The organism is Pseudomonas sp. RL_5y_Pfl2_69, assembly GCF_963970465.1.
Taxonomy (GTDB): Bacteria; Pseudomonadota; Gammaproteobacteria; order Pseudomonadales; family Pseudomonadaceae; genus Aquipseudomonas.
Genome location: NZ_CAXAOU010000002.1, coordinates 483,096 through 505,309 on the forward strand (window position 1 = coordinate 483,096; position 22,214 = coordinate 505,309).

24 protein-coding genes and 1 riboswitch are annotated in these 22,214 nt (G+C 58.6%); of the genes, 20 read left to right on the forward strand and 4 right to left on the reverse strand.

What is annotated here, in order from left to right; translation table 11 throughout:
- Nucleotides 1-25: 25 nt before the first annotated feature.
- The 4 genes from AACY07_RS05495 (at nucleotide 26) to AACY07_RS05510 (ending at nucleotide 3,566) form a co-directional block, all read left to right on the forward strand.
- Entirely contained in the window at nucleotides 26-1,099 is a 1,074-nt protein-coding gene (locus tag AACY07_RS05495; RefSeq protein ID WP_339473790.1) for an AI-2E family transporter, read from the forward strand.
- Nucleotides 1,100-1,325: 226 nt separating this feature from the next.
- Nucleotides 1,326-2,030 (forward strand): DnaA regulatory inactivator Hda, encoded by a 705-nt coding sequence (hda, locus tag AACY07_RS05500; protein WP_019827725.1) that lies wholly within the window; start codon nucleotides 1,326-1,328, stop codon nucleotides 2,028-2,030.
- A gap of 224 nt (nucleotides 2,031-2,254) precedes the next feature.
- Nucleotides 2,255-2,881 carry a C40 family peptidase gene (locus AACY07_RS05505; RefSeq protein ID WP_133075745.1) on the forward strand — a complete coding sequence of 209 codons (627 nt, stop codon included), beginning with the start codon at nucleotides 2,255-2,257 and terminating at the stop codon, nucleotides 2,879-2,881.
- A 145-nt stretch (nucleotides 2,882-3,026) separates the two neighbouring features.
- Nucleotides 3,027-3,566, forward strand: a complete 540-nt coding sequence (locus tag AACY07_RS05510; protein WP_133075744.1) for a C40 family peptidase — start codon at nucleotides 3,027-3,029, stop codon at nucleotides 3,564-3,566.
- 108 nt (nucleotides 3,567-3,674) lie between these two features.
- Here AACY07_RS05510 and AACY07_RS05515 read toward each other — a convergent pair whose 3' ends face one another.
- Nucleotides 3,675-4,994 carry a PQQ-dependent sugar dehydrogenase gene (locus AACY07_RS05515; RefSeq protein ID WP_339473792.1) on the reverse strand — a complete coding sequence of 440 codons (1,320 nt, stop codon included), beginning with the start codon at nucleotides 4,992-4,994 and terminating at the stop codon, nucleotides 3,675-3,677.
- Nucleotides 4,995-5,121: 127 nt separating this feature from the next.
- Nucleotides 5,122-5,364: riboswitch (cobalamin riboswitch) on the forward strand.
- An 82-nt stretch (nucleotides 5,365-5,446) separates the two neighbouring features.
- On the opposite strand from AACY07_RS05515, the gene cobO reads away from it, so the two are divergent.
- The 14 genes from cobO (at nucleotide 5,447) to AACY07_RS05585 (ending at nucleotide 16,852) form a co-directional block, all read left to right on the forward strand.
- A complete protein-coding gene (cobO, locus tag AACY07_RS05520) occupies nucleotides 5,447-6,058 on the forward strand; it encodes a cob(I)yrinic acid a,c-diamide adenosyltransferase (protein ID WP_016779866.1) in 612 nt (203 codons plus the stop codon).
- Nucleotides 6,059-6,068: 10 nt separating this feature from the next.
- Nucleotides 6,069-7,382, forward strand: a complete 1,314-nt coding sequence (locus tag AACY07_RS05525) for a cobyrinate a,c-diamide synthase (RefSeq protein WP_133075742.1) — start codon at nucleotides 6,069-6,071, stop codon at nucleotides 7,380-7,382.
- Nucleotides 7,379-8,029: a 5,6-dimethylbenzimidazole synthase gene (gene bluB, locus AACY07_RS05530; protein ID WP_133075741.1), complete on the forward strand. Its 651-nt coding sequence runs from the start codon at nucleotides 7,379-7,381 to the stop codon at nucleotides 8,027-8,029. The genes AACY07_RS05525 and bluB overlap by 4 nt, the downstream gene beginning before the upstream one ends.
- Complete coding sequence (cbiB, locus tag AACY07_RS05535) at nucleotides 8,026-8,934, forward strand: adenosylcobinamide-phosphate synthase CbiB (protein WP_339473794.1); 909 nt, start codon at nucleotides 8,026-8,028, stop codon at nucleotides 8,932-8,934. Before bluB ends, cbiB begins: the two co-directional genes overlap by 4 nt.
- Nucleotides 8,927-9,919, forward strand: a complete 993-nt coding sequence (gene cobD, locus AACY07_RS05540; protein WP_339473795.1) for a threonine-phosphate decarboxylase CobD — start codon at nucleotides 8,927-8,929, stop codon at nucleotides 9,917-9,919. Before cbiB ends, cobD begins: the two co-directional genes overlap by 8 nt.
- Nucleotides 9,916-11,367: a cobyric acid synthase gene (locus AACY07_RS05545; protein ID WP_339473797.1), complete on the forward strand. Its 1,452-nt coding sequence runs from the start codon at nucleotides 9,916-9,918 to the stop codon at nucleotides 11,365-11,367. The genes cobD and AACY07_RS05545 overlap by 4 nt, the downstream gene beginning before the upstream one ends.
- A gap of 121 nt (nucleotides 11,368-11,488) precedes the next feature.
- Nucleotides 11,489-12,010: a bifunctional adenosylcobinamide kinase/adenosylcobinamide-phosphate guanylyltransferase gene (gene cobU / locus AACY07_RS05550; RefSeq protein ID WP_133075737.1), complete on the forward strand. Its 522-nt coding sequence runs from the start codon at nucleotides 11,489-11,491 to the stop codon at nucleotides 12,008-12,010.
- Nucleotides 12,007-13,062, forward strand: coding sequence for a nicotinate-nucleotide--dimethylbenzimidazole phosphoribosyltransferase (cobT, locus tag AACY07_RS05555; protein WP_339473802.1), 1,056 nt, complete (start codon nucleotides 12,007-12,009; stop codon nucleotides 13,060-13,062). Before cobU ends, cobT begins: the two co-directional genes overlap by 4 nt.
- Entirely contained in the window at nucleotides 13,059-13,637 is a 579-nt protein-coding gene (gene cobC, locus AACY07_RS05560; protein WP_339473804.1) for an alpha-ribazole phosphatase family protein, read from the forward strand. Before cobT ends, cobC begins: the two co-directional genes overlap by 4 nt.
- On the forward strand, nucleotides 13,637-14,374 hold the full coding sequence (locus tag AACY07_RS05565) for an adenosylcobinamide-GDP ribazoletransferase (RefSeq protein WP_339473806.1): 738 nt from the start codon (nucleotides 13,637-13,639) through the stop codon (nucleotides 14,372-14,374). The genes cobC and AACY07_RS05565 overlap by 1 nt, the downstream gene beginning before the upstream one ends.
- A 78-nt stretch (nucleotides 14,375-14,452) precedes the next feature.
- Nucleotides 14,453-14,866, forward strand: a complete 414-nt coding sequence (locus AACY07_RS05570; RefSeq protein WP_133075733.1) for a MarR family winged helix-turn-helix transcriptional regulator — start codon at nucleotides 14,453-14,455, stop codon at nucleotides 14,864-14,866.
- Between the two features lie 52 nt (nucleotides 14,867-14,918).
- On the forward strand, nucleotides 14,919-16,127 hold the full coding sequence (locus tag AACY07_RS05575; RefSeq protein ID WP_445261353.1) for an MFS transporter: 1,209 nt from the start codon (nucleotides 14,919-14,921) through the stop codon (nucleotides 16,125-16,127).
- Complete coding sequence (locus AACY07_RS05580; protein ID WP_257622754.1) at nucleotides 16,124-16,246, forward strand: hypothetical protein; 123 nt, start codon at nucleotides 16,124-16,126, stop codon at nucleotides 16,244-16,246. The genes AACY07_RS05575 and AACY07_RS05580 overlap by 4 nt, the downstream gene beginning before the upstream one ends.
- A gap of 54 nt (nucleotides 16,247-16,300) precedes the next feature.
- On the forward strand, nucleotides 16,301-16,852 hold the full coding sequence (locus tag AACY07_RS05585; protein ID WP_219260710.1) for a glutathione peroxidase: 552 nt from the start codon (nucleotides 16,301-16,303) through the stop codon (nucleotides 16,850-16,852).
- A gap of 86 nt (nucleotides 16,853-16,938) precedes the next feature.
- On the opposite strand, the gene AACY07_RS05590 is transcribed toward AACY07_RS05585, so the two are convergent.
- From AACY07_RS05590 to AACY07_RS05600, 3 genes are all read right to left on the reverse strand, one after another.
- Complete coding sequence (locus AACY07_RS05590; protein WP_339473809.1) at nucleotides 16,939-18,222, reverse strand: OmpP1/FadL family transporter; 1,284 nt, start codon at nucleotides 18,220-18,222, stop codon at nucleotides 16,939-16,941.
- 146 nt (nucleotides 18,223-18,368) lie between these two features.
- Entirely contained in the window at nucleotides 18,369-18,848 is a 480-nt protein-coding gene (locus AACY07_RS05595) for a hypothetical protein (RefSeq protein ID WP_339473811.1), read from the reverse strand.
- Nucleotides 18,849-19,113: 265 nt separating this feature from the next.
- Nucleotides 19,114-19,338, reverse strand: coding sequence for a hypothetical protein (locus AACY07_RS05600; RefSeq protein WP_019407963.1), 225 nt, complete (start codon nucleotides 19,336-19,338; stop codon nucleotides 19,114-19,116).
- 1,000 nt (nucleotides 19,339-20,338) lie between these two features.
- Between AACY07_RS05600 and AACY07_RS05605 the strand changes: the two genes are divergently transcribed.
- Nucleotides 20,339-20,662: a sel1 repeat family protein gene (locus AACY07_RS05605; protein WP_133075728.1), complete on the forward strand. Its 324-nt coding sequence runs from the start codon at nucleotides 20,339-20,341 to the stop codon at nucleotides 20,660-20,662.
- Between the two features lie 172 nt (nucleotides 20,663-20,834).
- Nucleotides 20,835-22,199 (forward strand): DNA recombination protein RmuC, encoded by a 1,365-nt coding sequence (gene rmuC / locus AACY07_RS05610; protein ID WP_339473931.1) that lies wholly within the window; start codon nucleotides 20,835-20,837, stop codon nucleotides 22,197-22,199.
- Nucleotides 22,200-22,214 lie beyond the last annotated feature (15 nt).

The following is a 22,214-nucleotide window of genomic DNA, read 5'->3' on the forward strand; positions in this document are numbered from 1 at the left end:
TCTTTATATAGGGATGGGGTGGCTCATGGCTGATTCGCGACGGTGGGTGTGGTGGGGCGTAGGGCTGGGGTTCGCCCTGTTTGTGTATTTTCTGCATCCGATACTTACGCCTTTTCTGGTCGCAATCGTCCTGGCCTATATGTTCGACCCTGTGGTTGATCGGCTGGAAAGAGCCGGGCTTTCAAGAACCTGGGGCACGGTCGCGGTCTTTGGACTGCTCACTGTCATTATGATGACGCTGCTATTGGTGTTGGTGCCGTTGCTGGCCAAGCAACTGTTGAAGCTGTACCAGTTGGCGCCGCTGGTGCTCGACTGGTTGCAGCACACGGCCATGCCGTGGGTGCAGGCCAAGCTCGGCTTGAGTGACAGCTTCTGGAAGTTTGACAAGATCAAGGTGGCAATCACCGAGCACATGGGGCAGGCCACTGACATTGTCGGCATCGTCCTGTCCCAGGCAACGGCATCCAGCCTGGCCCTGATCGGCTTTCTGGCCAATCTGGTGCTGATTCCCGTAGTGGCGTTTTACCTGCTTCGAGACTGGAACATCATGATGGCCAAGATTCGCGGCTTGTTGCCGCGGGCCCGGGCCGATCAGATTGTGTCGCTGGCCAAGGAGTGTCACGACGTGCTCGGCGCGTTTGTGCGTGGCCAGTTGCTGGTGATGCTGGCGCTGGGGGTGATCTACTCGGCGGGCCTGATGTTTGTCGGCCTCGAGTTGGGGCTGTTGATCGGCCTGATGGCCGGGGTGGCGGCCATCGTGCCGTATATGGGCTTTATTGTCGGCATTGGTGCGGCGTTGATCGCCGGCCTGTTCCAGTTTGGCGGGGATCTGTACCCGATGCTCGGGATCGTGGCGGTGTTTATGGTCGGTCAGGCGCTCGAGGGTACGGTCCTTACACCCTTGCTGGTGGGTGACAAGATCGGTATGCATCCGGTGGCGGTGATCTTCGCGATTCTTGCGGGTGGCGAGCTGTTTGGCTTTACCGGTGTGTTGCTGGCACTGCCGGTGGCGGCGGTGATCATGGTGCTGGTGCGTCACTTGCAGGATATGTACAAGGACTCCCACGCCTATAAAGGCAGCGAAGACCCGGAGCTGTAACGGCCAGGTACTGTGAAGGGCGGGCTCACCGGGCAGGTGGTCCCGCCTTTTTCATGTGCGTTCGCAGCACCTTAATCGTCAGGAAAAGATCAAACAATCCAAGACCTTAACGCAAACCTTTGATTTTGCTCGTGGTCTGTTACATTGTGTGCCCGGTTACACGGGTATAAACTTTTAGAACTTTACACAGAGGCCACTAACAGTTCGCTTGAACTGTTCAGTCAGCATGAAACCGATTCAGCTGCCCCTAGGTGTGCGTCTGCGTGATGACGCAACCTTCATAAATTACTATCCAGGCGCCAATGCCGCTGCACTCGGCTATGTCGAGCGACTGTGCGAAGCCGACGCCGGCTGGACTGAAAGCCTGATCTATCTCTGGGGCAAGCAGGGCGTAGGCCGCACACACCTGCTACAGGCTGCCTGCCTGCGCTTTGAGCAGATGGGTGAGCCCGCGGTGTATTTGCCTCTGGCCGAGTTGCTGGATCGCGGCATTGAAATCCTCGATAACCTTGAGCAGTACGAGCTGGTTTGTCTGGATGATCTCCAAGCGGTGGCCGGACGTGCCGACTGGGAAGAGGCACTGTTTCATCTTTTCAATCGCCTGCGTGACAGTGGGCGTCGCCTGCTGATTGCAGCGTCTACCTCGCCCCGTGAATTGCCCATCAAGCTGGCTGACCTCAAGTCCCGACTGACCCTTGCGCTGGTTTTTCAGATGCGTCCCTTGTCTGATGAAGACAAGTTGCGTGCCTTGCAATTGCGCGCATCACGTCGCGGTCTGCACCTGACCGACGAAGTCGGGCATTTTATTCTCACGCGAGGCACTCGCAGCATGAGTGCGTTGTTTGATTTGCTCGAACGGCTCGATCAGGCCTCCCTGCAAGCGCAACGCAAGTTGACGATCCCTTTCTTGAAAGAAACCCTGGGCTGGTAGCTCACCCCTTTAAAACTGCGGTCTGCAGCCGTTTTCGGCAGTTTTCAGGCGCCAGAAACCCTGCGCGGCTCAAGAGCTTTGTGCGCAAAATCTATTGTCAGGGGTGTAAAGCCTTAGATGTCACGACAAAACCATCAAGTCACATTTTGATCGATTGAATTTGCAAATGAGGATCATAGAGGGCATAGTCGCGGCTACTTTTCTTACAAGCCACGGTCGTGCCCATGCTAAAGCGCTTCGCACCCCTCGTGCCTCTCGCACTCGTTACCCTGTTGTTTGGCTGCGCTGCCCACACGCCAGTGTCGCAGCAAGTTGTCGATCATCAGGTTCAAAAGTCATCCTCGGTATCGCAATCTTCCGCTCTTTATCAGGAAGAACTGGCCACCGAAAAAGAACTGGCTGAATTTTCCGCCAACAGCAAGCCTTACCAGTTGCCGGCTCTGGCTGACAGCATCCTCGAGCGCGGTATGTCCCTGATCGGTACGCGTTACCGTTTTGGCGGCACCTCTGAGGCAGGCTTCGATTGCAGCGGCTTCATTGGTTATCTCTTCAAGGAAGAAGCCGGCATGCAATTGCCGCGCTCAACCCGCGAAATGATCAACGTAAAAGCACCGTTGGTCGCACGAAACAACCTCAAGCCCGGTGATTTGCTGTTCTTCAGCACCAATGGTCGTGGCCGTGTAAGCCATGCCGGGATTTACCTGGGTGATGACCAGTTTATCCACTCCAGCAGCCGCCGCAGCGGTGGTGTGCGGATCGATAACCTGGGTGACAGCTACTGGAGCAAGACCTTTATTGAGGCCAAGCGCGCCCTGGCGATGGCTCCTGCGAGCGTAGTAGCCCGCAAGTAAAGTTAATGTCTTACTTGAAGTTTGGCTGCTAAGGGCTAGAATTCAGTCGCATTGTTAAATCCTTGAAGCCGCGAAGGTGTCCCCTCTCGCGGCTTCAGGTTTCGCGGCCAGAGTTGCCGTATCCAGAATCAGGAACATTCTGTTTATGTCGACCATGGCCCGCGTTGCCCTCTTGACCTTAGCAGCACTGCTCAGTGCCTGCGCCAGCCACCCGCCACCTGTTGCGGTGGTCAAAAAACCTGTCGTGTTTGCCAACCCTTATGAAGAAACCTCGCCGATTGCCGCCGACGTGCTTTTTCGTGCCTTGGGTCTGGTCGGCACGCCTTATCGCTGGGGTGGCAATACTCCGGATTCAGGTTTTGATTGCAGTGGTCTGATCAAGTACGTGTACAACGACGCAGCGGGCATTTCGTTGCCGCGTACGACCCGTGAAATGATCGTGATGCAGGCGCAGAATGTTGGCCAGGACAAGCTGCAAACCGGTGACTTGCTGTTTTTCGCCACCAACGGTGGTTCCCAGGTCAGCCATGCCGGGATCTACGTCGGTGAAGGCCGTTTTGTGCATGCACCGGCCACTGGCGGTACGGTCAAGCTGGACAGTCTCAATAAAGCCTATTGGCAAAAAGCCTATCTGAATGCCAAGCGCGTTTTGCCGACCGAGCAGCATCTGGCGCGTCTGCCGTAAACCCGAACCTGCACGCTGGGTGGGAGCGGGCTTGCTCACGATGGATGCAACGCGGTGTAACTACCACGCCGCGGTGATCCAGTCGCGGGCAAGCCCGCTCCCACTGTTTCATTTGCTGGTTGGCTTTGCCGACACCCGCCAAATCTTGTTGCCGACATCATCGGCCACCAATAAATCTCCCTGTTTATCGATCACCACGCCCACGGGTCTGCCCATGGCTTTCTCGTCAGCGTTGAGAAAACCGGTCAGTACATCAACCGGCATACCGGCGGGTTTTCCGTCGGCAAAGGGTACAAAAATCACTTTGTAGCCACTGTGCGGCTTGCGGTTCCAGGAACCGTGCTGGCCAATAAACGCGCCTTGGGTAAAGTCGGGCAGTTTGCTGCCTTCGGCAAAGCTCAGCCCCAGGGATGCAGTGTGCGGGCCGACGGCATAGTCCGGTGCAATGGCTTTGGCGACCAGTTCCGGATTTTGCGGGTTGACCCGTACATCCACGTGCTGGCCGTAATAGCTGTAGGGCCAGCCATAGAAGCCGCCATCCTGAACTGAAGTGATGTAGTCGGGCACCAGGTCGCTGCCGATTTCGTCGCGCTCGTTTACCGCTGTCCAGAGCTTGCCGGTTTTGGGTTCCCAGTCCATGCCATTGGGGTTGCGCAGGCCCGAGGCGAAAATACGGTGGTTGCCGGTGGCGCGATCAACCTCCCAGATCGCGGCGCGGCCTTCTTCCTTGTCCATGCCGTTCTCGCCCACGTTGCTGTTGGAACCGACGGTGACATACAGCTTAGTGCCGTCAGGGCTGGCGATGACGTTTTTGGTCCAGTGATGGTTCAGTGGGCCGCCAGGCAAGTCGAGCACCTTGACCGGATTGGCTTTGATGCTGTTTTCGCCCGCCTGATAGGGGACGCGCAACAGCTTGTCGGCGTCAGCGATATACAACTCTTCGCCTACCAGGGTCATGCCAAAAGGCGAGTTCAGATTGTCGAGAAAGACCGTGCGGGTTTCGGCCACGCCATCGTGGTCTGCATCGCGCAACAGGGTGATCCGGTTCGCACTTGGCACTGCGGCCCCGGCGCGGGCCATCACCTTGTCTGCGATCCAGCCTTTGATCCCCTTGCTGTCATCCGGTTTGGGCGGTGCGTTGGTTTCTGCGACCAGCACATCGCCGTTGGGCAAGACATAGAGCCAGCGCGGATGATCCAGGCCTTCGGCGAAGGCGGCGACCTCCAGGCCTTGGGCGGCAATGGGCGTGGCGCCATCAGCCCAACCGACCGCCGGGGCGATATTGACGGTGGGTATCAGGGTTTTGTTCGGTTCAGGTAATTTGGGCGAGGGGCCGGTGCCATCACTCACTTGCAGGGTCGACGACTCGCCGCAGGCAGCCAATCCTGCCGCAAGTACGATGACAATAGCGTGCTGGCGCTTGAGCATGTGAATCTCCATGAGGTTTTGGTCTTGTAAGTCATAGAGAAGCTTAGCCCTTCAAAGGTTCAGGTCGTAGCTTTGTATAGCCCTATTGGTGCCACCTTTAATTGACGCTCCACCCCCAACCCTCTAACCTTCGCGGCTTGTTTCAGGTGCTCGGCAACGTAACGTTGGTCGAGTGAAACAGGGAAGCCGGTGAGGGCGTGTTTGTCCTGCACAACCGCCATGATCCCGGCGCTGCCCCCGCAACGGTAAACGAGTCAATGCCACGCCAACTGCCACTGTGATTGCTCACGGGAAGGCGCGTGGACAAGGGCGCTCTGTACAGGGCCGTCCGCTTGTGAGCCCGGAGACCGGCCTGATCCATCCACCACTCTCGCGGCGGGCGATGCAGTGTGTTTTTTATGAGTTCCCCCCCGCCTCCCGTTTGCATCATTGAGCCCCAACGGAGAGCTGCCATGAACGAATCCCCCGAACGCGACGAACGTCATCAGGCGCGCATGCTGCGCAAAAAAGCCGTCATGGATGAGCGCATTGCCAGCTCGCCCAATGAGTGCGGGCTACTGCTGGTGTTGACCGGCAATGGCAAAGGCAAGAGCAGTTCCGCTTTTGGCATGCTGGCACGGGCCATGGGCCACGGCATGCAGTGCGGCGTGGTGCAATTCATCAAGGGTCGCAACAGCACCGGCGAGGAGATCTTCTTCCGCCGCTTCCCCGAGCAGGTGCGTTATCACGTGATGGGTGAAGGCTTTACCTGGGAAACCCAGGATCGCCAACGCGATATCGCGGCCGCCGAAGCCGCCTGGGAAGTATCCCGCGAGATGCTGCGTGACCCGTCCATCGGGCTGGTTGTACTGGATGAGCTGAACATCGCGCTCAAACACGGCTACCTCGACCTTGAGCAGGTGCTCGCCGACCTGCAAGCCCGTCCGCCAATGCAGCATGTGCTGGTCACCGGGCGTGGCGCCAAACCTGAACTGATAGACCTGGCCGACACCGTGACTGAAATGGGTGTGGTCAAACACGCATTCCAGGCCGGGATCAAAGCCCAGAAAGGCATCGAATTGTGAGTGTTCAAGCATGAGAGAGTCGCGTCATTGCCCGGCGGTGTTGATCGCCGCACCGGCCTCCGGTCAGGGCAAGACCACCGTTACCGCCGCCTTGGCCCGATTGCATCGCAATCAGGGGCGCAAGGTGCGGGTGTTTAAATGTGGACCGGATTTTCTGGACCCGATGATTCTGGAGCGCGCCAGCGGTGCGCCGGTTTATCAGGTGGATTTGTGGATGGTGGGCGCGGATGAAAGTCGCCGCCTGCTGTGGGAAGCCGCTGGTGAAGCGGACCTGATCCTGATCGAAGGCGTGATGGGGCTGTTCGACGGTACACCTTCCAGCGCAGACCTGGCGCGCCATTTTGGGGTACCGGTGCTGGGTGTGATTGATGGCACCGCAATGGCCCAGACCTTTGGTGCGCTGGCCCTGGGCCTGGCCCGCTATCAACCGGACCTCCCGTTTGCCGGGGTGCTGGCCAACCGGGTTGGCACAGTGCGTCATGCACAGTTGCTCGAAGGCAGCCTGACCGAAGGCCTGCGCTGGTACGGCGCGTTGTCTCGCGAGACCGGGATCGAGTTGCCGAGTCGACACTTGGGGCTGGTTCAGGCGAGTGAGTTGAACGACCTGGATGCGCGTCTCGACGCGGCAGCCAATGCCCTGGCCAGCACCTGTGAGGTAGCGCTGCCACCCGCCGTTGAATTTGCAGCGCCCGAGCCTGTGCTGGTCGAGCCATTGTTGGCCGGGGTTCGGATTGCCGTAGCCCGGGATGAAGCCTTTGCCTTCACCTATGGCGCGAGTCTGGATCTGCTGCGGGCGATGGGAGCCGAGCTGGTGTTTTTCTCGCCGATTCGCGATGTCCGCCTGCCAGAAGCTGACAGCCTTTATTTGCCGGGCGGTTATCCCGAGTTGCATCACCTTGAGCTGTCGCGCAATACACCGATGCTGGAGGCGATTCGCGCCCATCACGCAGCCGGTAAACCGTTGCTGGCCGAATGTGGCGGCATGCTTTATTTGCTCGACGCCTTGACCGATGTCGACGGTCAGCGTGCCGAGCTGGTGGGTTTGCTGACGGGGGAGGCGACGATGCAAAAGCGTCTGGCCGCGTTGGCATTGCAATCGGTGGACATGCCCGAGGGGCTGCTGCGTGGTCACACTTACCATCACTCGCTGACCAGCACAGAGCTTGAACCTGTTGCCCGTGGCCTGAGCCCCAATGGCGGGCGTGGTGCCGAAGCGGTGTATCGCGAAGGGCGGATGACCGCCTCTTACGTGCACTTCTACTTTCCGTCCAATCCTCAGGCGATTGCTGCGCTGTTTGCGCCGTGCGCTGTGACGGCGCCATGACCGATAACGCCTTTAGTCCTGAAGAACGCGCAGCGGTGTACCGCGCCATCGCCGAGCGCCGCGATATGCGGCACTTCAGCGGTGGCAGTGTGGCACCTGAACTGTTGTCGCGTTTGCTTGAGGCGGCGCATCAGGCCCCGAGTGTGGGGCTGATGCAGCCGTGGCGGTTTATCCGCATCACTGACCGGGAACTGCGAGGCAGGATTCAGGGCCTGGTCGAGGCCGAGCGGGTACGGACCGCCGAGGCGCTGGGCCAGCGCTCCGATGAATTCATGACGCTCAAGGTTGAAGGCATCCAGGACTGTGCCGAGGTGCTGGTGGCGGCGTTGATGGATGACCGTGAAAAGCATATTTTTGGTCGACGTACCCTGCCGGAAATGGACATGGCGTCGTTGTCGTGTGCCATTCAAAACCTGTGGCTGGCAGCACGTGTAGAAGGCTTGGGCATGGGGTGGGTGTCGTTGTTCGAGCCTGAGGCGCTGGCGAGCTTGCTGGGGTTGCCCCCGGGAGCCAAACCCCTGGCAGTGTTGTGCCTGGGCCCGGTCGAGGCTTTTTATCCCGCGCCCATGCTGGTGCTGGAAGGGTGGGCGCAAGCACGCCCACTGAGTGAACTGGTGTATGAGAATTATTGGGGAGTGAGTCCATGAGTGTGGCGTTGTTGTGCGTCGCCGGAGTGGCGCTGGATGCGCTGTTTGGCGAGCCCAGGCGCTGGCATCCGCTGGTTGCGTTTGGCCGAATGGCCGAGCGTATCGAACAGCGGTTCAATTCCGGCGGACGTGGCTGGCGCAGTCATGGTGTGACGGCCTGGGTGCTGGCAGTGTTGCCGCTGACGATCCTTGCAACGGCGCTTTCATGGCTGCCGTATATCGGCTGGCTGGTGGAAATTCTGGCGCTGTATTGTGCGCTGGGCATGCGCAGTCTCGGTGAGCACGTGCAGCCGGTTGCCGAGGCATTGCGTGCCAACGATCTGGAGGAGGCACGGACCCGGGTCGGCTATCTGGTCAGTCGCCAAACCAGCGAGCTTGACCCCACTGAAGTTGCCCGTGCGGCCACTGAATCTGTGCTGGAAAACGGCAGTGATGCTGTCTTTGCCACTATTTTCTGGTTTGTCGTGGCGGGAGCGCCGGGCGTGGTGCTCTATCGTTTGAGCAATACGCTGGACGCGATGTGGGGCTATCGCAACGAACGCTTTGAGCGCTTTGGCTGGGCTGCTGCCCGTATCGACGATGTTCTTAACTATATTCCTGCAAGGCTGGTTGCGTTGACTTACGCCGTATTGGGTAAAACCCGACTGGCCTTGAAGTGCTGGCGCAAGCAGGCACCTCAGTGGGACAGTCCCAATGCAGGCCCGGTCATGGCCGCAGGCGCAGGCGCCCTGGGTGTCGAACTGGGTGGGCCGGCGATTTATCACGGCGAACTGCATGAGCGTCCGCAATTGGGCGAAGGCGTGCCAGCGGATGCGGACTCGATTGGTCGTGGCTGGCAACTGGTGCAACGTGGCGTATGGCTGTGGCTATTGATTCTGTGTGCGTGGAGTGAGTTCTATGCTTGAGCACGGCGGGCGTTTACGCAAAGCGGCGTTGCACTACGGCATTGACGAGGCTGACTGGCTGGATTTGTCCACTGGCCTTGCGCCCTGGCCTTTTGATATCCCGCAGATACCCGAGCGTGCCTGGGCGCGTTTGCCTGAAACCGACGATGGTCTTGAGCAAGCTGCCTGCGCTTATTACGGCGCACTGAATGTGTTGCCGGTCCCGGGCTCGCAGTGCGCAATCCAGTTGCTGCCGCGCCTGCGCCGCAGTGGCAAGGTGGGTGTGCTGTCGCCGTGTTACGCCGAGCATGCGCATGCCTGGAGGCAAAGCGGGCACATCGTGCGGGAAATCATGGAGCAGGAAGTCGATTTCTACCTCGACACCCTGGATGTGCTGGTGGTGGTCAACCCCAACAACCCTACCGGGGTGAGGCACACGCCAGAGCGTCTGCTTGAATGGCATGCGCGGCTTGTGCAACGCGGTGGCTGGCTGGTGGTGGACGAAGCCTTCATGGACAACACACCAGAATTCGGCCTGGCCGGGCATACCCAGCGTACCGGGTTGATCGTGTTGCGTTCATTCGGCAAGTTTTTTGGTCTGGCCGGGGTGCGGCTGGGTTTTGTGCTGGCCGAGCAAAAATTGCTCAAGTTGCTGGCCGAACAAGTCGGGCCCTGGGCGGTGAGCGGACCGACACGCATTGTCGGCCAGGTCTGCCTGCTGGACACCGAAGGCCATGCTCGCCAGCGCGAGCGCAGTGAGCTCGCCAGCGGGCGGCTGGAGCGATTGCTGGGGCTGCATGATTTGCCGCCTCAGGGCGGCTGCGCGTTGTTCCAGTGGTTGATCACGCCCCACGCCGACCGCCTTTACGAATTCATGGCGCACCGCGGCATTTTGCTGCGCCTGTTTGCCCACAACAGCAGCGTGCGTTTTGGCCTGCCCGCCGATGAGGCTGACTGGCAGCGGCTCGAGCTGGCGCTGGCGGCGTACACCAAGGAAACCACATGAGTACGTTGATGGTGCAGGGCACCACTTCCGATGCTGGCAAAAGCACGCTGGTGACGGCCCTGTGTCGCTGGTTGACCCGCCAGGGTGTAGCGGTGGTGCCGTTCAAGCCACAGAACATGGCGCTCAACAGTGCGGTGACTGCCGAGGGTGGCGAGATTGGCCGCGCTCAGGCGGTGCAGGCCCAGGCCGCCGGATTGGCGCCGCACACGGACATGAATCCGGTGCTGCTCAAGCCCAATAGCGACACCGGCGCCCAAGTGATCATTCATGGTCGTGCCGTCACCAGCATGAATGCGGTGGCGTATCACGACTACAAGGCCATTGCCATGCAAGCGGTATTGGCCTCCCATCAGCGTTTGAGTGCCGCGTATCCGGTGGTGATGGTCGAGGGTGCGGGCTCGCCTGCCGAGATCAATCTGCGGGCCGGTGATATCGCCAACATGGGCTTTGCCGAAGCGGTTGACTGCCCGGTGGTGTTGATTGCCGATATCAATCGCGGCGGGGTGTTTGCCCATCTGGTCGGTACCCTGGAGTTGCTGTCCGAGACCGAGCAGGCACGGGTCAAGGGTTTCATCATCAACCGCTTTCGCGGTGATATCGCCTTGCTACAGCCTGGCCTCGACTGGCTGGAGCAGCGCACCGGCAAACCGGTGATCGGCGTGTTGCCCTATGTGATGGACCTGCATCTTGAGGCCGAGGACGGCATCGATCAGCGTCAGACCGACAAGGTCGAGCAAGTGCTCAAAGTGGTGGTGCCGGTACTGCCGCGTATCAGTAATCACACCGACTTCGACCCGCTGCGCCTGCATCCGCAAGTTGACCTGCAATTTGTAGGGCCGGGGCAACCGATTCCTCCTGCAGACTTGATCATCCTGCCGGGCTCCAAGAGTGTGCGCAGCGACCTGGCCTACTTGCGTGCCAATGGCTGGGAAGGGGCCATCAGCCGACATCTGCGTTACGGCGGAAAGCTGCTGGGGATTTGTGGCGGCTTGCAGATGCTCGGCGAGCAGGTTCACGACCCGCTGGGCCTTGAAGGCGCAGCGGGTTCCAGTGCCGGATTGGGCTTGCTGGCGTTTAGCACCGAGCTTACAGCCGAAAAACAGCTGCGCAATGTGCGCGGGCATCTGGTCCTGGAAAACGCGCCAGTCAGCGGCTACGAAATCCACGCGGGCGTAACCACGGGGGCGGCTCTGGAGCAGCCTGTGGTGCACCTGGATGACGGGCGCTGTGATGGCGCGCAAAGTGCGGACGGGCAAATTCTCGGCACCTACCTGCATGGTGTGTTCGAGTCGCCTGCGGCTTGCAGCGCGTTGCTGCGTTGGGCCGGTTTGCAGGATGTGCAAGAAGTGGACTACCACGCCCTTCGCGAACGGGATATCGAGCGGCTGGCGGATCTGGTGGAAAACCATCTGGATACCGCCTACCTGCGCGCGTTGTGCGGGATTTGAGATTCATGTCGTCTGATCCGGCCCCATCGCGGGCAAGTCCGGCTCCCATCAGGGTTGCACTCATTCTGTGGGAGCCGGGCTTGCCCGCGATGGCGTCAATGGCCGCTAGAGGTTTAACACCATGCTGCAACTGATTCTGGGCGGTGCCCGCTCGGGTAAAAGTCGTCTGGCTGAAAAGCTGGCGGCCGAGTCCGGCTGTGCCGTCACCTACATAGCCACCAGTCAGCCGCTGGACGGTGAGATGAACGAGCGCGTGCGCCATCATCGCGAGCGCCGTCCAGAACATTGGGCGCTTATCGAAGAGCCGATTGAACTGGCCCGCGTGCTGCGTGACAACGCTCGCGCCGATACTTGCCTGTTGGTGGACTGCCTGACCCTGTGGCTGACCAACCTGCTGATGCTTGAAGACCTGCAGCGCCTGAATGCCGAGCGCGATGCGCTGCTGGAATGCCTGGCTGATTTGCCGGGCGAAATTGTGTTTGTCAGCAACGAAACCGGAATGGGTGTCGTGCCGCTGGGCGAATTGACTCGCCGCTATGTCGATGAAGCCGGTTGGTTGCATCAAGCCCTGGCCGAGCGCTGTCAGCGAGTCGTGCTGACAGTGGCGGGCCTGCCCCTGACGTTGAAAGGAACTGCACTATGAGCACCCCTTGGTGGCTGAACCCCTGCAAGCCCGTTGACCGTGACATGCAAGCGGCCGCGGCCGAGCGTCAGCAGCAACTGACCAAACCCGCAGGCTCCCTGGGCCAGCTTGAGGCCCTGGCGGTGCAGCTGGCCGGTTTGCAAGGGCGGCTCAAACCCCGTGTCGATCAGTTGTGGATCGGGATTTTTGCAGGTGATCACGGGGTGGTCGCCGAAGGTGTGTCGGCTTATCCGCAAGCGGTCACCGGGCAAATGCTGCACAACTTTGTCAGTGGGGGGGCGGCGATCAGCGTGTTGGCCCGCCAATTGGGCGCGCAACTGGATGTGGTGGACCTGGGTACGGTGACGCCGATGCTGGATCTGGCGGGGGTACGGCACTTGCAGTTGGGTGCGGGGACAGCCAATTTTGCGACGGGCCCTGCGATGTCCGACGCTCAGGGTCTGAAAGCCCTGCAGGCCGGGCGCGACAGCGTGTTGCGGGCGCAGGCGGCGGGCAGCGAGGTGTTTATCGGCGGTGAAATGGGCATTGGCAACACGGCGTCTGCCAGTGCCGTGGCCAGTGCGCTGCTGGATTGCCCTGCCTCGCAATTGACCGGGCCAGGCACTGGTCTGGATGCCGCCGGTGTCAGCCACAAGGCGCAGGTGATTGACCGTGCACTGGCGTTGCATGCCGGTCACCTCGACGATCCGCTGCAGACACTGTTTCGCCTGGGTGGCTTTGAAATTGCCGCCTTGGTCGGCGCCTATGTGGCCTGCGCGCAGGAAGGCGTGGTGGCGGTGGTGGATGGCTTTATCTGCACCGTGGCGGCCATGGTCGCGGTGCGCATGAATCCTGACTGCCGCGAGTGGCTGATCTTCAGTCATCGCGGAGCTGAGCAGGGTCATCGCCATGTGTTGGAAAGCTTGCAGGCCGAGCCGTTGCTGGACCTGGGCCTGCGTCTGGGCGAGGGCAGCGGTGCTGCGTTGGCGGTGCCGTTGATGCGTCTGGCGTGTGATCTGCACGGGCAGATGGCGACCTTTGCCGAAGCCGCCGTGGCAGATCGTCCGGCATGACCGTGCAGCTCGATTTGCTGCGTCATGGCGAGACTGAGCTGGGTGGCGGTTTGCGCGGCAGCATCGACGATGCCTTGACGGCGATGGGCTGGGCGCAAATGCGTGATGCCGTGAAAGGCCAGGGGCCGTGGGATCGTATCGTCAGCTCACCGTTGCAACGTTGCGCATTGTTTGCCCGAGAACTGAGTGAGCAGCTCGATCTTCCGGTGTCTTTGGACAAGGATCTGCAGGAACTTCATTTTGGTGCGTGGGAAGGGCAGAGCGCGGCAGCGCTGATGGAGGTTGATGAGCAGGCCTTGGGCTTGTTCTGGGCCGACCCCTACGCCTTTACCCCACCCGACGGTGAGCCAGTGCTTGAGTTCTCGGCGCGGGTGCTGTCAGCCGTCAGCCGTTTGCAGCAGGACTTCGTAGGGCAGCGGGTGCTGGTGGTATGCCATGGCGGGGTGATGAAATTGCTGCTGGCTCAGGCCCGTGGCTTGCCTCGCGAGCAGTTGCTGCAAGTGCCGGTGATCCACGGCGCACTGTTCGGGCTGCAGGTCGACGCCGATGGGCAGCTCACCGAGGCCAACAGGTGATGCTGCCTTTCTGGATTGCATTGCAGTTTTTAAGCAGCTTGCCGATTCGCTTGCCGGGTATGCCGCAGCCTCAGGAGCTGGGGCGCTCCCTGCTGTTTTATCCGCTGGTGGGTTTATTGTTTGGCGGGCTGTTGTGGGGCCTGAGTGTGCTGCTGGCCGGTGCACCGCTGATGTTGCACGCGGCGTTGCTGCTGACGGTATGGGTGTTGCTCAGTGGCGGGCTGCATCTGGACGGCCTGGCTGACAGTGCAGATGCCTGGCTGGGGGGCTTTGGCGACCGCGAACGCACCCTGACCATCATGAAAGACCCCCGCAGCGGACCGATCGCGGTGGTGACGCTGGTATTGGTGTTGTTGCTCAAGTTCTGCGCGCTGCTCGCACTGATTGAGCAGCAAAACAGCGCGGTGCTTCTGGTCGCGCCGTTGATCGGGCGCAGCGCCTTGCTGGCCGTATTCCTGACGACCCCGTACGTGCGGGCCGGTGGATTGGGTCAGGCGCTGGCCGATCATTTGCCACGCAGGGCGGGATGGTGGGTGTTGGGGCTCAGTGCCCTGGGGTGTGTGGTGTTGGCCGGGTATGCCGGGTTATGGGCCCTGGTGCTGGCAACAGTGGGGTTTGTATGGCTGCGCCGGGTGGTGATGCGCCGTCTGGGGGGCATCACGGGCGATACCGCCGGTGCGCTGCTGGAGTTGCTGGAAGTGCTGGTGCTGGTGGGTCTGGCGTTGATCGTTGCCTGACCTGCTGCCAGATTCACCAAGGTTGATCGCTCCGAGATAAATCTTGATTCTGTTTTATTGCGGGTATATACATACAAAATGTTACCAACTCAGTGTTTATGCACCAATCTGCGACGTGCTGCGCGTGGCGTGAGCAGGCATTACGACGGCGCTCTCGACGGCTTCGGGATCAACGTCGCCCAGTATTCTTTGCTGTGTAATCTCAAGCGGCTCGATCAACCCAGCATTTCCAGCTTGGCAGAAGCCATGGGGCTGGATCGCAGTACGTTGGGGCGTAACGTGCGGGTGCTTGAGGGCGCTGGTCTGTTGAAACTGATGGAGGGGGCTGATCAGCGTAATCGTCTGGTTTGCCTGACTCCGGCAGGGGACGAGTGCCTGAAGGCTGCCTTGCCTGCCTGGGAGGATGCTCAGCAGCGCTTGATGGATCGTTTGGGTGAAGCCAAGCGCGCACAACTGTTACAGCTATTGGATGAGTTGGCAGGCACTGACTAGAGTTCAGTCGCTCGATTATAAAAGGGTATATACCCGCTCCCGGAGAACAACAATGACATCGGTGTGGCGCAACAGTGGATGGGTCCTTCTTGGCAGTGCGCTTATCCTGGCCCTGTCTTTGGGCGTAAGGCATGGGTTCGGGCTGTTTCTGCCTCCCATGAGCGCGCAATTTGGCTGGGGGCGTGAGGTGTTTGCCTTTGCTATTGCCTTGCAGAACCTGATCTGGGGCCTGGCTCAGCCTTTTACCGGGGCACTGGCAGACCGCTTTGGCGCGGCCAGGGTGGTGATGGTCGGTGGTGTGTTGTATGCGGTGGGGCTACTGCTGATGGGGCTGTCGGATTCGCCGCTGTCACTGTCATTGAGCGCGGGGCTGTTGATCGGGATCGGTCTGTCCGGTACTTCGTTCTCGGTAATCCTGGGTGTTGTCGGGCGCGCCTTGCCCGCAGAAAAACGCAGCATGGGCATGGGGATTGCCAGTGCGGCGGGGTCTTTTGGCCAGTTCGCGATGCTGCCAGGTACTTTGGGGCTGATTGGCTGGCTCGGTTGGTCGACCGCGCTGTTGGTGTTGGGTGTGCTGGTGGCGCTGATTGTGCCGTTGGTCAGCATGCTCAAGGATCGGCCGCTACCCAATCTGGGTGGGGAGCAAACCCTCAAGGAGGCATTGCGTGAGGCGTGTTCGCACTCGGGCTTCTGGCTATTGGCGTTCGGGTTTTTTGTCTGCGGCTTTCAGGTGGTCTTCATTGGCATCCACTTGCCGGCATATCTGGTGGATCAGCATCTCCCCGCGACAGTGGGTACGACGGTGCTGGCGCTGATTGGCCTGTTCAATATTTTTGGTACCTACACCGCCGGTTGGCTCGGCGGGCGCATGTCCAAGCCCCGTTTATTGACGGCTTTGTACCTGGCCCGGGCGGTGGTGATCGGGTTGTTCCTGTGGGCGCCAGTGACGCAGTTCAGTGCGTATCTGTTTGGCATGGTCATGGGCTTTTTGTGGCTGTCGACCGTGCCGCTGACCAATGGCACGGTGGCAACCATGTTTGGTGTGCGTAACTTGTCGATGCTGGGCGGGATCGTATTTCTGTTCCATCAGCTCGGAGCATTCCTGGGCGGCTGGATGGGAGGTGTGGTCTATGATCAGACAGGTAGTTACGATCTGATCTGGCAGGTCTCAATCTTGTTAAGTCTGTTGGCGGCGGCCTTGAACTGGCCGGTGCGCGAGCGCCCGGTTGCCCGTTTGCAGGCGCAGGGGAGTATGGGGTGAATTCGACCTGGATATGGCTCGGCGCAGCCAGTACTGGAGTGTTGTTGCTGGCCCTGATCTGGTGGGGCTGGCATCAAGGCGGATTGGCGTTAATGCAGTTGGGCATGGGCGCTTGCTAGTGTGGCCTCGGGTGAGTAAGTTCTGAGCCTGCCTCTTTTTCAAGGACACCGATGATGCTTAAGCGCTGGATTGCGATGCCTGTACTGCTGTTAGCCTGCGCCGGTACGGTTTGGGCGGCGGACTGTCCACCCTTGCTGGAAGGCACGCTGCCTAAATTGCGGGCCAAGGAGTCGATTGATCTGTGCCAGCGCTTTGCCGGTAAACCACTGTTGATCGTCAATACGGCGAGCTTTTGCGGCTTCGCGCCACAGTTCAAGGGGCTTGAGGCGCTGAACCAGCGCTACAAGGGCCAGGGGCTGGAGTTGATCGGTGTGCCGTCGGATGACTTCAAGCAGGAATCCAAAGATGGCGAAGAGACGGCCAAGGTGTGTTACGTCAATTACGGTGTGACTTTCACCATGATCGATCCGCAGCATGTGCGTGGGCCTGATGCGACACACTTGTTCAAGGTGCTGGCAGAACAGAGCAGCGCGCCAAAATGGAACTTCTATAAATACGTAGTTGATCGTCAGGGCAATGTGATTGCCAGCTTCTCCAGCCTGACCAAGCCCGATAGCCCTGAATTGATAGAGGCGATCGATAAGGCCATTGCTTCAAAGCCCTGAAACGCACCCATTAAAAATCCCCGCCTCGGTAACGAGAGCGGGGATTTTTTTGATTCAGCGGGCGAGGCGGTTGGCCTCGCAGTGAATCAGAACTTGTAGGTTGCGCCTACTGCAAAGCCGTTTGCGCTGTTTTCATATTTCGCGCTGTATTCGTTAAGTGCGTTCTTGTCGTGAACCTTGACCGACTCTTCCTTCAGGTAGGAGTAAGCCGCATCAATGGTCAGGTTCTCGTTGACGGCATAACCGGCACCCAGGCTGAAGATCGTCCGGTCACCGGTAGGAATACGTGGCGAGCGATTTTCGTTGTTGGTAGGCGACTGGTCCCACGTCAGGCCAGTACGAACTACCCACTGCTTGTTCAACTGGTAGGAAGTACCAATGGCGTATGCCCAGGTATCGTGCCAGTTCTGTTCTTCCTTGATGGTGCCGAACAGTTGCGAGCCGACTGCACCCGAAGCTCCAGGACTAACACCGTCGTTATTGATGGTGATGTCTTTCAGGCGGCTCCAGCGGGTCCAGGTCGAACCGGCGTAGACTTTCCAGGCATCAGACAGGTCTTGAGTGACGGACAGGTCGTAGGACTCAGGAGTGTCGATAGACAGTGACGCGTCATAACGATTGCTTTTCATCAAAGTAGAAGGGGTATTGGCCCCTGCCGTCACATTAGTGTGGCCTTCAAGCTTGTAGCTAACTTTGGAGTGATACGTAAGACCAATACGGGTGGTGTCTGTTGCTTGCACCAGAACACCGATGTTGAAACCCAAGGCAGTATCGGTACCTTTGACTTTTACATTGGTGTCGCCGAACGCGGGGTTAAGTACGGTCAGGTCGGACTCCAGCGTACCGCCAATGCGGTTGATGGTTGGACCGAAGCCCACCGAAACCCTGTCGTTAAATGCATAGCTGACGGTAGGTTGCAGGGTGACAACCTTGACTTCACTTTTCTTGCCGAAGGCACGACCCTGGAAGCCGCCTTCATAGTCGGTTACCAGGCCGAAGGGTGCGTAAACACCAAAGCCGACAGCCCACTGGTCATTCAACTTATTGGTATAGAAACCCATAGGAACGCCAGTGAACGGAACCATGTCACCTTTGTTGGTGCCAGGATATCTGCCGCTTGTATCCTTGATATCGGTCGAAGCGTCGATCACGGCGATACCGCCAGTCACTTGCTGGCCGCTCAGGCGGGACATACCGGCAGGGTTACCAAAAACGGTGCTTGCATCGTCGGCAGAAGATGAACGACCTGCGAAACCGGTCCCCATACCGCTTACGCTTTGTTCGTTAAGTGCGAAGCCACTAGCGAAAATCTGGCTGGAAGCCAAAGTGACAGCGAGGCCAAGTGTGGTCTTGAGCATTACTTTTTTCATTATTAGAACTCCTTATGATCACCGGACGAAAACTACCAACATTTTTGTTGAAGCGCTATAGGCTAAATCGCAGAAGATAGCGATGTTTTGTAGGACAATCCGACCGGTTTCAGGCTTTTTGCAGATTATTGCAAGTGATGGAAATCTCAAGCCACTTGGTTGAGAGGTGAAACGCAGGTACGCCAAGCATGGGCGAAATCTCGCAAACGTCCATGTGGTTCAAAGGCTTGGCGCCAAATTCTTGCCATGCCCAGCAGGTCATCGGCTGGGGGAATGGCTATTTTTTGCTGTTCGATCAGTAGCCAGGCAATGGCTGTGGCATACCGCAAATTAACCGTGAGCTCCAGGTGAGGGCTGCACAGGAATGCATGCTGACTGGCCAGTCCACGCACCAGGCTCGCCAGGTCCGGGTCGTGGGCCAGGTACTGATCCCACAAAGCGGCATGGCGAGGTTCGCGTATGCAGTAGAGCCCGTGACCATGACGATCATGCAGGGCCGAGCCTAAATTTGACTGGCTGGCTGCAATACCCAGCAACAAAGCTTCTGCATCCGGGTTGTCCTGCCTCAGATACAGAAGCGTTGGTCGAATCACGTAATGGCTCAATTCCCTGGCGGCGATACCCATAAAGTCCTCGAGGCCCGAAATGACCAGCGATACCCCATGGCTTGGCAGCTGTGAATCGAAAGGGTTCGCTGGAAGCGGAACGTACCGCTCAAGTTGAAGTGTAGTGTCATATCTTTGCTGTAACGGCCTGTTTTTAAAACATTTAAAGCTTCGGGTCGTTGGCTATATATCCGCAAGGACTTAAGCGATGCCGAATGTTTCTTAAATAGAAGGCAACAAAAAGCCCTGCGGATCAGGCAGGGCTTGTTGTGTAACGCTCAAGCTTTCAGGCGATAAGGGCCTGACGAGTACGCTCGATCACAGCTTGCAGGGGTTCTGCGCTGGAGTATTGGTCAGGGTACAGGCGCTCGCTGTGACGCGCGATGCCGTGTTCGTTGACCAGGGTGAAGCTGAAGCATCCTTTGCGAGCGGCCATAATCAGGCAGTTCATTGGAGCAAAGGCGTTGGTTAGGGTGCGAATGGCATCCTGAGTATGGATTTGAGTAGACATAGTTATTAGGTGTTCCTACAAATGACACGGATTCAGATCCGTGCTGCGTTAAAACGTTCCAGTGACGTCGAGCCATTCTTTGGCTGGACGAAGAACCTGACTGGAACAAAGCCGCCAGTTGGAGCGCATTAATTATGTGGCGCTTGGGCTGGCAGGTAGGTACTTAGGAGGGCAGGCAATCACAACTGGAGCTAAGGTTCCGTGCTCCGGGTGAAGATCCTGATCAATTTGCAGGTTGGTTCGGTCAGAGTAAAAGAACTTCGCGATACCCTGTGCGTTTGTGCAAAGGCCGTATCGTCGCAAGTTTTACCTGGAAACCATCTAGGGGGTCGATCCCGTTTTGTCAGCGCTGCTTTGCTTTACGCAAGGTGGCTGGGAGGATTTGTTCGGCCCGAATTGACTTTCAGCTTGGTACTAACGCTGCGGATACTAACGGCTTGAAATGTTAAACGCAAGTGTGCTAGAAAAAATACTTTCTGTAGCCTTGATTCAAGGTGGGATAAATCATCTGGCCGCAGCGTGATCAGGTAGCGTTTTTGTTTGGTAGTAGTACATTTCTGGGCGTTTTCCTGGGGGCGTAAAGCTTGGATATTTGCCCAAATATCTGCACAACATGGCTCTGTCGCGGTGCGCTGGCCTACAGGTTGTGCTCTTAAAAGGCCCGAATTCCTGCTCTGAATGTGAACTTGTGCACATTTGCAGTGCTGCGGGCAAAATCAGCGCAGATACCCGTGTGTTCGTCCTCCTAGCCTGTCTGGTAAATTTAAGTCAATGAAAAACATCGTTTTTTTTAATTGGTGAAAAAATCGACAGTTTGACCCGAGGCCCCGTAGGGTGGGCCTTTGCGGGGGTTAAACTTGGGTTGTCCACTGACTTATCCACAGGATCTGTGGATTGTCCCGAGCGCTTGCTCTAGATCAAGGGTGTAGACCTTTTTCGACTTTACCCAAAGAAAAAAAGGAGTAGAGTGGCGCGCCTTCTGTTCTGCCCACAGTGTCGTATGAAGTTCCGCACAGCTACTTCCTCTGTTACTCGCTCAAATACCTCCAATGATGCCCCCAAGCGCTTTTCTTTGCGTGTGGCTATCTGGTTGCTGGATAACCCGCGTCTGGGTGCCAACCCTAGCATCCAGCACGTTGCCGGACATTTGCTCAAACAACCTGCGCGCCAGGGTGTCGTGCTGGCGCAGAGCCGATTGGGGCAATTGATGTGCCGTGAATGCGGCAGCGCCCGTGATCAGCGTATCGGCCATGAATTGTTGCGTCAGGCCGCCCGTGCTGGCGATCGTCTGGCACAGCAGGAATTGAACAAGACCGAAGACTGAACTGTCTTCGGTGCCGTCTGTTGAGTACCCTTGCTCTTTTACCTCGCGTGGAGGGGTTATGGCCCTGGATCTGAGCAGTCTGTTGCTTGGCTTGGCAGTAGCAGGTGTGCCATTGCTGGCGCTTGTCTGGCAGTTGCAACGCCGCGCCAGCGGTCATCATGCTGAGCTTGCGTTGCTCGGTGAGCGCTTGAGTACGGCTCAGCTGGCACAGGAAGGCCTGAGTGCCCAACTGGATGCCTGTCGCGATGAGGTCAGTGATCTTGGGCAGGCCAATGCAGCCAAGCAGGCAGAGCTGGCCGCGCTGCGTCGAGAGGTCGAGTTGTTGCAAGTTGAGCGCGATAACGGGCGCGATGCAGCCCACGCCTGGAACCTGGAGCGCAATCAAAAAGAAGTCGAGCTGCGTCGCCTGGATGCCCATGCGTCTGCGCTGGCTGCCGAGTTGCGCGAGCAGCAAGACAGCCATCAGCAGCGACTCAATGACCTGCAGGGTTCACGCGATGAGCTGCGGGCTCAATTTGCCGAACTGGCGGGCAAGATCTTCGATGAGCGCGAGCAGCGTTTTGCGGAAACGAGTAATGAACGCCTTGGACAACTGCTCGATCCGCTGAAAGAGCGCATCCAGTCGTTTGAAAAGCGCGTTGAAGAGAGTTATCAGCAGGAGTCGCGAGAGCGTTTCTCCCTCGGCAAAGAGCTGGAGCGCTTGCAGCAACTGAATCTGCGATTGAGTGATGAGGCGACCAACCTGACTCGCGCCCTGAAAGGCCAGAAAACCCAGGGTAACTGGGGTGAGTTGATTCTGGAGCGGGTGCTGGAGCACGCAGGGCTTGAGAAAGGCCGTGAATATCAGACTCAGGTGAGCCTCAAAGGCCCCGACGGCGAGCGTTTCCAGCCAGATGTGCTGATCATGTTGCCGGGTGACAAACAGGTTGTAGTCGACTCCAAGGTCAGCCTGACGGCGTATCAACAATATGTAGCTGCAGATGACGACGTGATTGGGCAGGCAGCACTCAAGCAGCACGTGATGTCGCTGCGCAATCATGTAAAGGGGCTGGCCGGCAAAGACTACAAGCGCCTGGAAGGGCTCCACAGTCTGGATTTCGTCTTGTTGTTCGTACCGATCGAGGCGGCATTTTCGGCGGCGTTGCAAGCCGAGCCGAACCTATTCCAGGAAGCTTTTGATCGTCATATCGTGATCGTCAGCCCCACCACGCTGCTTGCCACCTTGCGAGTGATCGACAGCCTCTGGAAGCAGGAGCGTCAAGGCCAGAATGCCCGTGAAATTGCCGAGCGCGCCGGTTGGCTGTACGACAAATTCGTATTGTTTATTCAGGATCTGGATGAGGTAGGCAATCGCCTTCAGCAGTTGGACAAAGCCTACAGTTCAGCACGAAACAAGCTGACTGAAGGGCGAGGCAATCTCGTCAGTCGCAGCGAGCAGCTCAGGCTGCTGGGCGCACGGGCCAGTAAAAGCTTGCCTGCCGACTTGCTGGAGCGAGCCATGACCGACGCTGATGGCGTGGCGCATCCTGCGGAGTAAGGCAAGCGCCCTTTC

Bases quoted from the DNA above. Each gene is read 5' to 3' on its own strand.
- AACY07_RS05505 (WP_133075745.1), top strand. From the start codon at position 2,255: ATGCTAAAGCGCTTCGCACCCCTCGTGCCTCTCGCACTCGTTACCCTG.
- AACY07_RS05545 (WP_339473797.1), top strand. From the start codon at position 9,916: ATGAGTACGTTGATGGTGCAGGGCACCACTTCCGATGCTGGCAAAAGC.
- cobD (WP_339473795.1), top strand. From the start codon at position 8,927: ATGCTTGAGCACGGCGGGCGTTTACGCAAAGCGGCGTTGCACTACGGC.
- cobC (WP_339473804.1), top strand. From the start codon at position 13,059: ATGACCGTGCAGCTCGATTTGCTGCGTCATGGCGAGACTGAGCTGGGT.
- AACY07_RS05525 (WP_133075742.1), top strand. From the start codon at position 6,069: ATGAGAGAGTCGCGTCATTGCCCGGCGGTGTTGATCGCCGCACCGGCC.
- AACY07_RS05515 (WP_339473792.1), bottom strand. From the start codon at position 4,994: ATGCTCAAGCGCCAGCACGCTATTGTCATCGTACTTGCGGCAGGATTG.
- cobU (WP_133075737.1), top strand. From the start codon at position 11,489: ATGCTGCAACTGATTCTGGGCGGTGCCCGCTCGGGTAAAAGTCGTCTG.
- bluB (WP_133075741.1), top strand. From the start codon at position 7,379: ATGACCGATAACGCCTTTAGTCCTGAAGAACGCGCAGCGGTGTACCGC.
- AACY07_RS05595 (WP_339473811.1), bottom strand. From the start codon at position 18,848: ATGGGTATCGCCGCCAGGGAATTGAGCCATTACGTGATTCGACCAACG.
- AACY07_RS05600 (WP_019407963.1), bottom strand. From the start codon at position 19,338: ATGTCTACTCAAATCCATACTCAGGATGCCATTCGCACCCTAACCAAC.
- hda (WP_019827725.1), top strand. From the start codon at position 1,326: ATGAAACCGATTCAGCTGCCCCTAGGTGTGCGTCTGCGTGATGACGCA.
- cbiB (WP_339473794.1), top strand. From the start codon at position 8,026: ATGAGTGTGGCGTTGTTGTGCGTCGCCGGAGTGGCGCTGGATGCGCTG.
- AACY07_RS05575 (WP_445261353.1), top strand. From the start codon at position 14,919: ATGACATCGGTGTGGCGCAACAGTGGATGGGTCCTTCTTGGCAGTGCG.
- AACY07_RS05570 (WP_133075733.1), top strand. From the start codon at position 14,453: ATGTTACCAACTCAGTGTTTATGCACCAATCTGCGACGTGCTGCGCGT.
- AACY07_RS05585 (WP_219260710.1), top strand. From the start codon at position 16,301: ATGCTTAAGCGCTGGATTGCGATGCCTGTACTGCTGTTAGCCTGCGCC.
- AACY07_RS05510 (WP_133075744.1), top strand. From the start codon at position 3,027: ATGTCGACCATGGCCCGCGTTGCCCTCTTGACCTTAGCAGCACTGCTC.
- AACY07_RS05565 (WP_339473806.1), top strand. From the start codon at position 13,637: ATGCTGCCTTTCTGGATTGCATTGCAGTTTTTAAGCAGCTTGCCGATT.
- AACY07_RS05590 (WP_339473809.1), bottom strand. From the start codon at position 18,222: ATGAAAAAAGTAATGCTCAAGACCACACTTGGCCTCGCTGTCACTTTG.
- cobO (WP_016779866.1), top strand. From the start codon at position 5,447: ATGAACGAATCCCCCGAACGCGACGAACGTCATCAGGCGCGCATGCTG.
- AACY07_RS05495 (WP_339473790.1), top strand. From the start codon at position 26: ATGGCTGATTCGCGACGGTGGGTGTGGTGGGGCGTAGGGCTGGGGTTC.
- cobT (WP_339473802.1), top strand. From the start codon at position 12,007: ATGAGCACCCCTTGGTGGCTGAACCCCTGCAAGCCCGTTGACCGTGAC.
- AACY07_RS05605 (WP_133075728.1), top strand. From the start codon at position 20,339: ATGAAGTTCCGCACAGCTACTTCCTCTGTTACTCGCTCAAATACCTCC.